Raw genomic sequence first — 14,420 nt, 5'->3', positions numbered from 1 at the left:
ACGATGAATAATCCAACCAAAAGCAAAACATTATTGCCGTATAGGGACAATCTTCCATGTCTGACAATCGCTGGGAAGGCATCGACGAGTTCGTCGCCGTGGCCGAATGCAGCCAGTTCACCGCGGCGGCCGAGCGCCTTGGGGTTTCGTCTTCTCACATCAGTCGACAAATCGTACGGCTGGAAGAGCGTCTGCAGACACGATTGCTCTATCGCAGTACCCGGCGGGTGACCCTCACCGAGGCTGGTCAGACTTTTCTGCAGCATTGCCAACGCCTGCAGGACGGACGCGAGGAAGCGCTGCGGGCGGTGGGTGATCTCACCAGCGAACCCAAGGGCATGCTGCGAATGACCTGCGCCGTGGCCTACGGCGAGCGTTTTATCGTGCCACTGGTGACGCGGTTCATGGGGCTGTACCCGCAACTGCGAGTAGACATCGAACTGAGCAATCGCCCACTGGACCTGGTTCACGAAAGCCTTGATCTGGCGATTCGCCTCGGCCGCCTGCAGGACTCGCGCCTGGTCGCGACACGCCTGGCGCCGCGGCGCATGTACCTCTGCGCTTCACCGTCCTATCTGGAACGCTACGGTCGGCCCCACAGCGTGTCGGAACTGAGCCGTCACAACTGCCTCATCGGCAGCTCCGACATTTGGCAACTGGAGCAGAACGGGCGGGAATTTTCTCAACGGGTGCAGGGAAACTGGCGTTGTAACAGTGGGCAAGCGGTGCTTGATGCGGCGCTGCAAGGGGTGGGTTTGTGCCAATTGCCGGATTATTACGTGCTTGAACATCTGCACAGCGGTGCGCTGATCTCTTTGCTGGAGGCTCATCAGCCGCCGAATACGGCGGTTTGGGCGCTGTACCCGCAGCAGCGACATCTGTCGCCCAAGGTGCGCAAGTTGGTGGATTACTTGAAGGAGGGGTTGGCTGAGCGGCCGGAGTATCGGGGGTGACCGTGGCTTTTGTGTTGCCTGAGCAATTGCTATCGCGAGCAGGCTCGCTCCCACAGAGGTTTCTGGTTGTACCCAACATTCATGGCGACTGAAGATCCAATGTGGGAGCGAGCCTGCTCGCGAAGACGGTCAGGAAGACGCCTCCAGCGCTCAATGCCGATTCGCCCAACGCTGGCGCAACCACTCCAGGTCTTCCGGCCGGGTGACCTTGATGTTGTCCGATCGCCCTTCGATCAACCGAGGCGCCTGCCCCGCCCATTCCATGGCCGAAGCTTCGTCGGTGATCAGTGCATCCGCCACCAGGCTGTCGGCCAGGGCCCGATGCAAGGCGCCGAGGCGGAACATCTGTGGCGTGTAGGCTTGCCAGATCACGCTGCGATCAATTGTTTCCAGCACACGGCCATGCTTGTCGACGCGCTTGAGCGTATCGCGGGCGGGCACTGCCAATAGTCCTCCGACCGGATCGTTCGCCAGCTCATGGAGCAATGTGTCGAGATCGCCCCGCGCCAGATTGGGCCGCGCGGCGTCATGCACCAGCACCCAATCGAAATCGTCGGCGCCGTGTTCATGAAGGTGCAACAAGGCATTGAGCACCGAATCGGAACGCTGCTCACCGCCGTCCACACGCTGGATTCGAGGATCGCTGGCGCAGGCCAGTGTCGGCCAGTAAGGATCATCCTGTGCAACGCTGACCACCACGCCCTTGACGGTTGGGTGGTCGAGAAAGCAGCCAAGGCTGTGTTCGAGAATGGTACGTCCGCCCAGCTGCAGATATTGCTTGGGACGGTCCGCGGCCATGCGGGCACCAACGCCCGCGGCAGGAATCACGGCCCAGAAGGCCGGCAAACGAATACTCATTGGGCCAACTGGTAGAGGGTTTCGCCCTCCTTGACCATGCCCAGCTCATGTCGAGCCCGCTCTTCAACGGTCTCCATGCCTTTTTTCAGCTCTGTCACTTCGGCGTCCATTACCCGGTTACGCTCCAGCAGCGCCTCGTTTTCAGCGTGCTGGTCGGCAATTTGCTGAGTCAGGTCGGCCACTTGCGCCAGGCTGCCATTACCCACCCACAGGCGGTACTGCAAGCCGGCCAGCAAGAGAAGCAAGACAAGAAACAACCAATTGGGACTGCGCATCGAATATCAGTATCCAGTGAAAAAAGACCGCCATGCCAAACTTGAAGGTCTGATAGCACGAAGCCTGGAAAATCCAGGCTTGTGCTTGATAAGGCATCAGATTAGAGGCAAAACCGCCGCCTTGGCGACCTTTGCGACACAATCCGCTGTCTTTTTACCATTTACCGCTTAGCCGCGAAACTCGGCACGGCCGTTGTACTTGGCCTTGCCATTCAACTGCTCTTCGATACGCAACAGTTGGTTGTACTTGGAAACGCGGTCGGAACGGCACAGGGAACCGGTCTTGATCTGGCCAGCAGCAGTACCCACGGCCAGGTCGGCAATGGTCGAATCTTCGGTTTCACCGGAACGGTGGGAGATGACCGCGGTGTAGCCGGCAGCCTTGGCCATCTGGATGGCTTCCAGGGTTTCGGTCAGGGTACCGATCTGGTTGAACTTGATCAGGATCGAGTTGGCGATCTTCTTGTCGATGCCCTCTTTCAGGATCTTGGTGTTGGTCACGAACAGGTCGTCACCCACCAGCTGGGTTTTCTCGCCGATCTTGTCGGTGAGGATTTTCCAGCCAGCCCAGTCGGACTCGTCCAGGCCATCTTCGATGGAGATGATCGGGTAGCGCTCGGTCAGGCCCTTGAGGTAGTCGGCAAAACCTTCGGCGGTGAACACCTGGCCTTCGCCGGACAGATTGTATTTACCGTCTTCGAAGAACTCACTGGCCGCGCAGTCCAGGGCCAGGGTCACGTCGGTGCCCAGCTTGTAGCCAGCGTTGGCCACGGCTTCGGAGATCACTTTCAGCGCGTCTTCGTTGGACGCCAGGTTCGGCGCGAAGCCGCCCTCGTCGCCAACCGCGGTGCTCAGGCCACGGGCCTTCAGCACAGCCTTGAGGTGATGGAAAATCTCGGTGCCCATACGCAGGCCTTCGGAGAAGGACTTGGCGCCAACCGGCTGGACCATGAACTCCTGGATGTCGACGTTGTTATCGGCATGCTCGCCGCCGTTGATGATGTTCATCATCGGCACCGGCATCGAGTAGACGCCCGGGGTACCGTTCAGGTTGGCGATGTGCGCGTACAGCGGCAGGTCCTGGTCCTGGGCGGCAGCCTTGGCGGCGGCCAGGGAAACGGCGAGGATCGCGTTGGCGCCCAGGGTCGCTTTGTTTTCGGTACCGTCGAGTTTGATCATGGCCTGGTCGAGGGCTTTCTGGTCGGCAGGGTCCTTGCCCAGCAACAGGTCGCGGATCGGACCGTTGATGTTGGCGACGGCTTTCAGCACGCCCTTGCCCAGGTAACGGCTCTTGTCGCCATCACGCAGCTCCAGCGCTTCGCGCGAGCCAGTGGAAGCACCGGACGGCGCGCAGGCGCTGCCGATGATGCCGTTGTCGAGAAGCACGTCCGCTTCGACAGTGGGGTTGCCACGGGAGTCGAGAACTTCACGACCTTTGATGTCGACGATTTTTGCCATTGTTGTGAACACTCCAAAGTTGACGAAAACGACGCAGCGAGAGGAAATCTTTTACCGTCGGCGGGTACAGAGCAGCGGGCAGGCTCGCCGACGATAACGCCCGGCCCGCAGGCCAGAGCGTTTATCGAGCGGTACTTTACCGGAGAAAGCCGTGTTACGCGGTTTCTATCGTCGGAAAACCCTTGACCAGCTCGTCCAGCGCCTTGAGCTGAGACAGGAAAGGTTCCAGCTTGTTCAAGCGCAGGGCACAAGGGCCATCGCACTTGGCGTTGTCCGGATCAGGGTGGGCTTCTAGGAACAGGCCCGCCAAGGACTGGCTCATGCCGGCCTTGGCCAGGTCGGTTACCTGGGCGCGACGACCGCCGGCGGAATCGGACCGACCACCGGGCATCTGCAGCGCATGAGTGACGTCGAAGAATACCGGGTACTCGAACTGCTTCATGATGCCGAAGCCGAGCATGTCTACCACCAGGTTGTTGTAGCCGAAGCTCGAACCGCGCTCGCAGAGGATCAGTTGATCGTTGCCGGCCTCTTCGCACTTGCTCAGGATGTGTTTCATTTCCTGGGGCGCGAGGAACTGGGCTTTCTTGATGTTGATCACCGCGCCGGTCTTGGCCATCGCGACCACCAGATCGGTCTGGCGCGACAGGAAGGCCGGCAGCTGGATGATGTCACAGACCTCGGCGACAACCGCGGCCTGGTCAGGCTCGTGCACGTCGGTGATGATCGGCACGCCGAACGCTTGCTTGATGTCCTGGAAGATCCGCATGCCCTCTTCCAGGCCCGGGCCACGGTAGGAAGTCACGGATGAACGGTTGGCCTTGTCGAAGCTGGCCTTGAACACGTAAGGGATGCCCAGTTTCTGGGTGACCTTGACGTATTCCTCACAGACCTGCATTGCCATGTCGCGGCTTTCAAGCACGTTCATGCCGCCGAACAGCACCATGGGTTTGTCGTTGGCAATCTCGATGTCGCCGACGCGGATGATCTTCTGGGCCATGGTCTTATGCCTTCTTCTGGTGTTGAGCCAAAGCGGCTTTGACGAAACCGCTGAACAACGGATGACCGTCACGCGGTGTCGAGGTGAACTCCGGGTGGAACTGGCAAGCGACGAACCACGGGTGATCCGCGGCCTCGACCACTTCAACCAACGCACCGTCACCGGAGCGGCCGGAGATTTTCAGGCCGGCTTCGATCAGTTGTGGCAGCAGGTTGTTGTTGACTTCATAGCGGTGGCGGTGACGCTCGACGATCACGTCCTTGGCGTAGCAATCGTGCACCTTGGAGCCAGCTTCAAGCAGGCATTCCTGGGCACCGAGGCGCATGGTACCGCCCAGATCGGAAGTTTCGGTACGCACTTCGACCGAGCCGGTGGCGTCTTCCCACTCGGTGATCAGGCCCACGACCGGGTGGCCGCTGGCGCGATCGAATTCGGTGGAGTTGGCGTCCTTCCAGCCCATCACATTACGCGCGAACTCGATGACGGCCACTTGCATGCCCAGGCAGATACCCAGGTAAGGCACCTTGTTCTCGCGAGCGTATTGCACCGCGGTGATCTTGCCTTCCACGCCCCGCAGGCCAAAGCCGCCCGGCACGAGGATCGCATCGGCGCCTTCAAGCAGGCCGGTGCCCTGGTTCTCGATATCTTCGGAATCGATGTAGCGCAGGTTGACCTTGGTGCGGTTGCTGATGCCGGCATGGCTCATCGCCTCGATCAGCGACTTGTAAGCGTCCAGCAGCTCCATGTACTTGCCGACCATGGCGATGGTGACTTCGTGCTCCGGGTTCAGCTTGGCATCGACGACCGCGTCCCATTCGGACAGGTCGGCGCTGGCGCATTGCAGGCCGAAGCGCTCGACGACGAAGTCATCCAGGCCCTGGGAATGCAGGATGCCGGGGATCTTGTAGATGGTGTCGGCGTCTTCCAGGCCGATCACCGCACGCTCTTCAACGTTGGTGAACTGGGCGATCTTGCGGCGCGAGGAAATATCGATCGGGTGGTCGGAGCGGCAGATCAGCACGTCCGGCTGCAGGCCGATGGAGCGCAGCTCCTTGACCGAGTGCTGGGTCGGCTTGGTCTTGGTTTCACCGGCGGTAGCGATGTACGGAACCAGTGTCAGGTGCATCAGCATCGCGCGCTTGGCGCCGATTTCGAAACGCAGCTGGCGGATGGCCTCAAGGAACGGCTGGGATTCGATGTCGCCCACGGTACCGCCGATCTCGACCATCGCCACGTCGGCGTCGCCGGCACCCTTGATGATGCGGCGCTTGATTTCGTCGGTGATGTGCGGAATGACCTGGATGGTCGCGCCCAGGTAGTCACCCCGACGCTCCTTGCGCAACACGTGCTCGTAGACACGGCCGGTGGTGAAGTTGTTGTTCTGGGTCATGGTCGTGCGGATGAACCGCTCGTAGTGGCCCAGGTCCAGGTCGGTCTCGGCGCCGTCGTGGGTGACGAACACTTCACCGTGCTGGAACGGGCTCATGGTGCCCGGGTCGACGTTGATGTACGGGTCCAGCTTGAGCATGGTGACCTTAAGTCCCCGCGCCTCCAGGATGGCCGCCAATGAAGCCGAGGCAATGCCTTTCCCCAATGAAGAAACAACACCGCCCGTGACGAATATGTAGCGCGTCATGAAAAACCCTAGAAGTCTGCGTTAAAGCGGTCCGAGCCGCCGGGGAGAGCGAAGGAAGGCCGAAGCCCCCGATCACCTGCATTAATCACAGTGCACCTTTCAAAAAAACCGCCGCGTCGGGACAGACCGGAGGTGAAATCACCGGTACGTTGCTCGCTACACATTTTTTGGAATCGCCCAGCAAAGACTGCTTGGTAATCGGCAACTCCTGCAATTCAGGCGAATCCACAGAAGTTGTATCAAGAAGGGAGCGTAGTCTACCGGAAAGCCCCTTTCAGCTCAAACCCAGATCTTGGCTTCCTGGCGTCCAGATCAATTGCCAACTGCCATCGGCCTGCGCGTCGAGCCCGGCCAGATTGGCCACCGCCAATAATTGTTCACCTTGATAAAGCAGCGGCAATCGACCGCGGACGAACGCCGGCAGGCCGCTTTCATTGAGCAGGCGCTTGAGATCACGGTGACCACGGCCGGGAACGTCAAGCACTTCGCCGCCTTGGCGATAACGAATACAGAGTGGGCCGACGGGGCCCTTGCCGCGCAGGATCACCCTGCCGTTATCGGGCAATGACAAGGGCTGATCAACCCGCGCCCAGGCTACGGAGCCCGAGACCGGGCGCAGCCAGTGGTCGGATAACCACCAGACTCTTGCGCCGGCCCGGTGCAATTCGCCGCCGGCCAGTCGCCAGATCGGGCGGGCGTCCTCTTGCGCGTCACGCAGTGAGTCCCAGCCGACCCAATGATCGCTGTCGGGAAGGGTCGTCAGCGGCGCCAGCCAATGACTCAGCGCATTGCGCTGTCGGGCGGGCGACAAGGCCCGCAACGGCGGCAGTTCAAGCGACTGCAGCCCGAGCCAGTCGAATGCGCCCGGGATGCGGGCGCGGTGCAGATCGAGCTGCGCCAGCTCGTCCAGCAAGCCCTGGGCTTCGCTCAAATGCGCGGCGCTGCGGGCCAGGGTCAACGACGCTTGGGGCCACTGCGCGGACAACAGCGGGAAGACCCGCTGGCGCAGATAATTGCGCGCGTACCGGAGATCGTTGTTGGAGGGATCCTCGATCCAGTCCAGGCCTTGCTCCGCCGCGTAATTCTCCAACTCTGCCCGGGACACGTCGAGCAATGGCCGCAACAAGTGCCCCTGGCCCAAGGGACGCTGCCGGGGCATCGCCGCCAAGCCCCTCGCCCCTGCCCCGCGCAGCAAACGAAACAACAGGGTTTCTGCCTGATCATCACGATGCTGGCCAGTGAGCAACACTTCGTTGCCCTGCGTCGCGGCAATGAACGCCGCATACCGCGCGTCACGGGCGGCTCGTTCGATGCTGGCGCCGGGGCGGACTTGCACACTGACCACCTCCAGAGCCACGCCAAGGGCTGCGCAAACCCGATGACAATGTTCAGGCCAGGCATCGGCCACAGCCTGGAGGCCATGATGGACGTGGATGGCGCTCAGCGCAGGCAACGAATGGTTTTTCGAAAGGGTCGCGAGCAGATGCAACAGGACAGTGGAATCGAGGCCACCGGAGAAAGCGATGCGCCAGGTGGCGGCGTTGCGCCAGGGGGATAGTTGGGTGAGGAGCCGGGTTGGCAGATCCGCGCTGGAGTTCATAGGAGTCAGCCTGGGCACAAACATTTGTGGGAGCGAGCTTGCTCGCGATGGCGGTATATCAGTCAACTCATCTGTTGAATGTTAAACCGCCATCGCGAGCAAGCTCGCTCCCACACAGGGTACAGCGCTTGAGTCAGAGACCGTAGCTCATCAACCGCTCGTAGCGACGCGCCAGCAGCGCGTCGTTATCGAAGTTCTTGAGCATCGACAGCTGGGAGCTCAGCTCCGCGCGAATCAGCGCTGCGGCCGCGGCCGGGTCGCGATGGGCACCGCCCACTGGCTCGCTGATTACCTTGTCGACGATACCCAGGCCCTTCAGGCGTTCGGCGGTGATGCCCATGGCTTCTGCGGCGTCCGGCGCCTTCTCGGCGGTTTTCCACAGGATCGAGGCGCAGCCTTCCGGCGAAATCACCGCGTAAGTGGAATATTGCAGCATGTTCAACTGGTCGCAAACGCCGATGGCCAACGCCCCGCCGGAACCGCCTTCGCCGATCACGGTAGCGATGATCGGGGTCTTCAGGCGAGCCATCACGCGCAGGTTCCAGGCAATCGCCTCGCTCTGGTTGCGCTCTTCGGCGTCGATACCCGGGTAGGCGCCCGGCGTGTCGATGAACGTCAGGATCGGCATCTTGAAGCGCTCGGCCATTTCCATAAGGCGGCAGGCCTTGCGGTAGCCTTCCGGACGCGGCATGCCGAAGTTGCGGCGTACTTTCTCGCGCACTTCGCGGCCTTTCTGGTGGCCGATGATCATCACCGGCTGGTCATCCAGACGAGCGACACCGCCGACGATCGCGGCGTCATCGGAGAAGTGACGGTCGCCGTGAAGCTCATCGAACTCGGTAAAGATGTGTTCAATGTAGTCCAAGGTGTAGGGACGACGCGGATGCCGCGCCAGACGCGCGATCTGCCAGCTGGTCAGCTTGCCGAAGATGTCTTCGGTCAGCGTGCGGCTTTTGTCCTGCAGCCGAGAGATTTCATCGCCGATATTCAGCGAATTGTCGTTACCGACCAAGCGCAACTCTTCGATCTTGGCTTGAAGGTCGGCGATCGGCTGTTCGAAATCTAGAAAATTCGGGTTCATAGGCGTCCGTCTTGGGTCGACGTCCAAGTGAGCTTGGGCCGGCCGGTTGTCTATTCGCGCCTACCTTAAGGGAGAGGCGCGTTCAGGTCGAGATTAAAAATTCGAGTCGAGGTCAGGGTCGCTCCAGGTTCAGGAGTGGCCCCTGGCCGTCAACGGTATTGGAGGAAGACGTTGTCTTTGCCGAACTGGTCACGCAAGGCTTGAATCAACGCATCCGCCGGGTCGATCCGCCAGCCCTCGCCGAACTGCAGCACGGCCTTGGCATCGGGGCGCACGTACTCCATGGTGATCGGGCACGCACCACGGTGGCGCTTGAACAACTCGCCCAACCAGCGTAGCTGATCGCCCTTGAGGTCCTGGGTCTGCAACTTCAGGCGCAGGCTCTCGGCCAGGTTGGTACGGGCATCCTCCATGCTCATCACCCGCTTGACCCGCAGCCGCAGGCCACCGGAGAAGTCGTCGTTGCTGACCTCGCCTTCCACCACAACCATTGCATCGGTCTGCAACAGCGACTGCGCCGAATGGAACGCATCGGCAAACAACGACGCTTCGATACGCCCGGAGCGGTCGTCGAGGGTGATGAAGCCCATCTTGTCGCCCTTTTTGTTCTTCATTACCCGCAGGGCGATGATCATGCCGGCGACGGTTTGCGTATCGCGAGCGGGCTTGAGGTCGATGATGCGCTGGCGAGCGAAGCGGCGGATTTCGCCCTCGTATTCGTCGATCGGGTGGCCGGTCAGGTACAGGCCCAAGGTGTCTTTTTCACCTTTGAGGCGCTCCTTGAGGGTCAGCTCCTTGGCCTTGCGATGGTTGGCATACACATCGGCGTCTTCCTCGACAAACAGCCCGCCAAACAGGTCGGCGTGGCCGCTGTCGTGGGTACGGGCGGTCTGTTCAGCAGCCTTGATCGCCTCCTCCATCGCCGCCAGCAACACCGCGCGGTTGCGGTCGATGTTGGCCTGGTAGGCCTTGGGCTCATCCTGGAAGTACGGGCCCAAGCGGTCCAGCGCGCCACTGCGGATCAGCCCGTCGAGGGTGCGCTTGTTGATGCGCTTGAGGTCGACCCGCGCGCAAAAATCGAACAGGTCCTTGAACGGCCCGTCCTGGCGCGCTTCGGTGATCGCCTCCACCGGACCCTCGCCCACGCCCTTGATCGCGCCAAGACCGTAGATGATGCGGCCTTCGTCGTTGACCGTGAATTTGAACTCCGAAGCGTTCACATCCGGCGCGTCGAGGCGCAGCTTCATGGTCCGCACTTCTTCGATCAAGGTCACGACCTTGTCGGTGTTGTGCATGTCCGCCGAGAGTACCGCGGCCATGAACGGCGCCGGGTAGTGCGCCTTCAGCCACGCGGTCTGATACGAAACCAGGCCATAGGCGGCGGAGTGGGATTTGTTGAAGCCGTAGCCGGCGAACTTTTCCACCAGGTCGAAGATGTTGCCCGCCAGGTCCGCATCGATGCCGTTGTTCGCACAACCTTCGATGAAACCACCGCGTTGCTTGGCCATCTCCTCGGGCTTTTTCTTACCCATGGCTCGACGCAGCATGTCCGCGCCGCCGAGGGTATAACCGGCCATGACCTGGGCAATCTGCATCACCTGTTCCTGATACAGGATGATGCCGTAGGTCGGCGCCAGCACCGGCTTGAGGCCGTCGTACTGGTAGTCGGGGTGCGGGTACGCCAGCTCGGCGCGCCCGTGCTTGCGGTTGATGAAGTCATCGACCATGCCCGATTGCAGAGGGCCCGGACGGAACAGGGCCACCAGTGCGATCAGGTCTTCGAGGCAGTCGGGCTTGAGCTTTTTGATCAGCTCCTTCATGCCGCGCGATTCAAGCTGGAACACCGCGGTGGTTTCGGCTTTTTGCAAGAGGCTGTAGGTCGGCTTGTCGTCCAGCGGAATAAACGCGATGTCCAGCGGCTCTTCGCCGACCTTGGCCCGGTCGCGGTTGATGGTCTTGAGCGCCCAATCGATGATCGTCAGGGTCCGCAGGCCGAGGAAGTCGAACTTCACCAGGCCGGCCGCCTCGACGTCATCCTTGTCGAACTGGGTCACCAGGCCGTCGCCCTCTTCGTCGCAATAGATCGGCGAAAAGTCAGTCAGTTTGGTTGGCGCGATCACCACGCCACCGGCGTGCTTGCCGACGTTACGCACCACGCCTTCGAGCTTGCGCGCCATTTCCCAGATTTCCGCCGCTTCCTCATCGACCTTGATGAAATCGCGCAGGATCTCTTCCTGCTCGTAGGCTTTTTCCAGGGTCATGCCGACTTCGAAGGGAATCATCTTCGACAGGCGATCCGCCAGGCCGTAGGACTTGCCCTGCACCCGCGCCACGTCACGCACCACCGCCTTGGCGGCCATGGAACCGAAGGTGATGATCTGGCTTACCGCGTTGCGGCCGTACTTCTCGGCGACGTAATCGATCACCCGGTCGCGACCGTCCATGCAGAAGTCGACGTCGAAGTCGGGCATGGAGACCCGTTCCGGGTTGAGGAAACGTTCGAACAGCAGGTCATATTCCAGCGGGTCGAGGTCGGTGATCTTCTGCACATAGGCCACCAGCGACCCGGCACCCGACCCCCGCCCTGGGCCGACGGGCACGCCGTTGCTCTTGGCCCACTGGATAAAATCCATCACGATCAGGAAGTAACCGGGGAAGCCCATCTGGATGATGATATCCAGCTCGAAATTCAGCCGGTCGACATAGACCTGGCGCTTGGCTTCGTAATCTTCGGTGGTGTCCTTGGGCAGCAGGACCTTTAGGCGCTCGTCCAGGCCGTCGAACGACACCTTGCGAAAATACTCATCGATGGTCATGCCATCGGGAATCGGGAAGTTGGGCAGGAAGTGTTTGCCCAGCTTCACTTCGATGTTGCAGCGCTTGGCAATCTCGACGGTGTTTTCCAGCGCTTCGGGCAGGTCGCTGAACAGCTCCGCCATCTCCTCGGCGCTCTTGAGGTACTGCTGGTCGCTGTAGTTCTTTGACCGACGCGGATCATCAAGGGCCCGCCCCTCACCGATGCAGACGCGGGTTTCGTGGGCTTCGAAATCTTCCTGCTTGATGAACCGCACGTCGTTGGTCGCCACCAGCGGCGCGCCCAGCTTGTCGGCCAGGGCCACGGCGGCGTGCAGGTGCTCTTCGTCATTCGGACGGTTGGTGCGTTGCACCTCGATATAGAAGCGGTCCGGGAACACCGTCATCCAGTCGCGAGCCAGTTGCTCGGCTTCCTCGGTGTTGTCGCTGAGCAGGGCCAGGCCGATCTCACCTTCCTTGGCCGCCGACAGCATGATCAGGCCTTCGCTCGCCTCGGCCACCCACTCGCGCTCGATGATGATCGAGCCATTGCGCTGGCCCTCGATAAAGCCGCGGGAAATCAGCTCGGTGAGGTTGCGGTAGCCGACGGCGTTCATCACCAGCAGGCTGATACGGCTCAGCGGCGCATCCGGGTCCTTGTTCGCCAGCCACAGGTCGGCACCGCAGATCGGCTTGATCCCGGCGCCCATGGCGTTCTTGTAGAACTTGACCAGCGAACACATGTTGTTCTGGTCGGTAACGGCCACGGCAGGCATGTTCATGCCGACCAGGGTCTTGACCAATGGCTTGATCCGCACCAGGCCGTCGACCAGGGAATATTCAGTGTGCAGGCGTAGATGAACGAATGAAGCCGGCATAGTGATCCTGCGTTAAGTCATGAAAACAACAAGGCCCGGATTGTACCGGGCCTTGGGTAAAACATCAGCCATGAGCGGTCAGCCTGACAAAGGCCTGCATCAGGAAACCAGAGCCTGACTACTCACAATCAAGCCTTCGCGAGCTTCATAGGCCAGCCGCACCGGGGCGAACGAGCGCCGGTGGATGGGCGTCGGCCCGAGGCGCGCCAAGGCTTCCAGATGAACGGGGGTCGGATAGCCCTTGTGGCTGCCGATGCCATAGCCCGGGTAGATCAATTCGAATGCGGCCATTTCCCGGTCGCGACTGACCTTGGCCAGGATCGAGGCCGCTGCGATAGCCGGCACCTTGCCGTCGCCCTGGATGACCGCTTCAGCGCGCATCGACAGCTGGGGGCAACGGTTGCCGTCGATCATCGCCAGCTTCGGCGTGATGTGCAGGCCGTGTACCGCCCGCTGCATTGCCAGCATGGTGGCATGCAGGATGTTCAACTCGTCGATCTCTTCGACCTCGGCCCGGGCAATGCACCAGCTCAAGGCTTTTTCGCAGATTTCGTCGTAGAGTTTTTCACGCCGGGCCTCGGTGAGCTTCTTGGAGTCATCGAGCCCCAGGATCGGCCGCTTCGGATCGAGGATCACCGCCGCCGTCACCACCGCACCGCACAACGGGCCACGGCCCACCTCATCGACACCCGCGACCAACTCTTCGACTTCGGCGACCAGGTTGAAGTCCAGGCCCATCTGCAGCTTCACGTTGCTCATCGTCTGGCGCCGATCAAGGTCAGTACCGCGTCTGCTGCCTGGTTGGAGGCATCGCGACGCAAGGTACGGTGGATTTCGTCAAAGCCCCGGGTCTGTTCCTCGCCGCCATCGATCAACGGCAAAAGCGTGCTGGCCAGGGACTCGGCGGTCGCGTCATCCTGCAGCAGTTCAGGCACCAGCAGGCGCTGGGCCAGCAGATTCGGCAGGGAAACGTAAGGGCTCTTGACCATGCGCTTGAGAATCCAGAACGTCAACGGCGCCAGACGATAGGCAACCACCATCGGGCGCTTGTACAACAATGCCTCAAGGGTAGCAGTGCCGGAGGCAATCAACACGGCATCGCAGGCCGCCAGCGCTTGATGGGATTGGCCGTCAAGCAGCGTGACCGGCAAATCGCGATCGGCCAGGAGCGCTTCGAGCTGGACCCGCCGCTGTGGACTGGCGCACGGCAAGATGAATCGTACGTCCGGACGCATCGCCCGCAGACGCTCGGCGGCGTCGAAGAACAGCCCGCCCAGGCGACTCACTTCGCCGCCTCGGCTACCGGGCATCAACGCCACCAGCGGGCCCGCGGCCAGGCCCAGCGCCTGGCGAGCCGCCTCGCGGTCCGCCTCCAGGGGAATGGTGTCGGCCAAGGTGTGACCGACAAATCGCACGGGCACGCCTTTTTCTTCGTAGAACCGGGCTTCGAACGGCAGCAGCGTGAGCATCAGGTCGCAGCCCTCGCGGATCTTCAACACGCGCTTCTGTCGCCAGGCCCAGACCGACGGGCTGACGTAATGCACGGTCTTGATCCCGGCCTGGCGCAGCTTGAGTTCGATATTGAGGGTGAAATCCGGCGCATCGATACCGATGAACACATCCGGTTTTTCTTCGATCAGCGTCTGGATCAGCTTCTTGCGCCGGGCCAGCAGCTCACGCAAGCGGCCGAGCACTTCCACCAGCCCCATCACCGACAGGCGCTCCATCGGGAAGTAGGACACCAGTCCCTCGGCTTCCATCAATGGCCCACCCACCCCGATGAACTCGACCGCCGGGTGCAGCGCCTTGAGCGCGCGCATCAGGCCGGCGCCCAGGATGTCACCGGAAGCTTCGCCCGCCACCAGTGCGATACGCAGGTTCGCCATGA

At 61.4% G+C, this 14,420-nt stretch carries 11 protein-coding genes; 1 reads left to right on the top strand and 10 read right to left on the bottom strand.

Translation table 11 applies throughout. The annotated features are described in order from the left end of the window. The first annotated feature begins 56 nt into the window (after positions 1–56). The gene (locus J3P84_RS06200; RefSeq protein WP_092330626.1) at positions 57–953 is read left to right on the top strand and encodes a LysR substrate-binding domain-containing protein; all 897 of its coding nucleotides are present in this window, start codon (positions 57–59) and stop codon (positions 951–953) included. 150 nt (positions 954–1,103) lie between these two features. On the opposite strand, the gene ispD is transcribed toward J3P84_RS06200, so the two are convergent. From ispD to lpxB, 10 genes are all read right to left on the bottom strand, one after another. Next, a complete protein-coding gene (gene ispD, locus J3P84_RS06195; RefSeq protein WP_434572134.1) occupies positions 1,104–1,811 on the bottom strand; it encodes a 2-C-methyl-D-erythritol 4-phosphate cytidylyltransferase in 708 nt (235 codons plus the stop codon). Beyond that, positions 1,808–2,086 carry a cell division protein FtsB gene (gene ftsB / locus J3P84_RS06190; protein ID WP_003184873.1) on the bottom strand — a complete coding sequence of 93 codons (279 nt, stop codon included), beginning with the start codon at positions 2,084–2,086 and terminating at the stop codon, positions 1,808–1,810. Before ftsB ends, ispD begins: the two co-directional genes overlap by 4 nt. A gap of 168 nt (positions 2,087–2,254) precedes the next feature. After that, entirely contained in the window at positions 2,255–3,544 is a 1,290-nt protein-coding gene (eno, locus tag J3P84_RS06185; protein WP_258631378.1) for a phosphopyruvate hydratase, read from the bottom strand. A gap of 154 nt (positions 3,545–3,698) precedes the next feature. After that, positions 3,699–4,544, bottom strand: coding sequence for a 3-deoxy-8-phosphooctulonate synthase (kdsA, locus tag J3P84_RS06180; RefSeq protein WP_041022908.1), 846 nt, complete (start codon positions 4,542–4,544; stop codon positions 3,699–3,701). Positions 4,545–4,548: 4 nt separating this feature from the next. Beyond that, entirely contained in the window at positions 4,549–6,180 is a 1,632-nt protein-coding gene (locus J3P84_RS06175; RefSeq protein WP_434572132.1) for a CTP synthase, read from the bottom strand. A 274-nt stretch (positions 6,181–6,454) separates the two neighbouring features. Next, the gene (tilS, locus tag J3P84_RS06170; protein ID WP_434628713.1) at positions 6,455–7,780 is read right to left on the bottom strand and encodes a tRNA lysidine(34) synthetase TilS; all 1,326 of its coding nucleotides are present in this window, start codon (positions 7,778–7,780) and stop codon (positions 6,455–6,457) included. A 133-nt stretch (positions 7,781–7,913) separates the two neighbouring features. After that, the gene (locus J3P84_RS06165; protein WP_434572128.1) at positions 7,914–8,861 is read right to left on the bottom strand and encodes an acetyl-CoA carboxylase carboxyltransferase subunit alpha; all 948 of its coding nucleotides are present in this window, start codon (positions 8,859–8,861) and stop codon (positions 7,914–7,916) included. 149 nt (positions 8,862–9,010) lie between these two features. Next, complete coding sequence (dnaE, locus tag J3P84_RS06160; RefSeq protein ID WP_305499098.1) at positions 9,011–12,532, bottom strand: DNA polymerase III subunit alpha; 3,522 nt, start codon at positions 12,530–12,532, stop codon at positions 9,011–9,013. 99 nt (positions 12,533–12,631) lie between these two features. Then, positions 12,632–13,276: a ribonuclease HII gene (rnhB, locus tag J3P84_RS06155; protein WP_305501184.1), complete on the bottom strand. Its 645-nt coding sequence runs from the start codon at positions 13,274–13,276 to the stop codon at positions 12,632–12,634. An 11-nt stretch (positions 13,277–13,287) separates the two neighbouring features. Next, positions 13,288–14,418 (bottom strand): lipid-A-disaccharide synthase, encoded by a 1,131-nt coding sequence (gene lpxB, locus J3P84_RS06150; protein ID WP_434628710.1) that lies wholly within the window; start codon positions 14,416–14,418, stop codon positions 13,288–13,290. Between the last annotated feature and the right edge of the window lie 2 nt (positions 14,419–14,420).

The organism is Pseudomonas sp. Z1-29 (genome assembly GCF_051131995.1).
Classification (GTDB): Bacteria; Pseudomonadota; Gammaproteobacteria; order Pseudomonadales; family Pseudomonadaceae; genus Aquipseudomonas.
The sequence above is the reverse complement of the archived record's forward strand: the minus strand, read 5'-3'. Positions and strand labels throughout refer to the sequence as shown.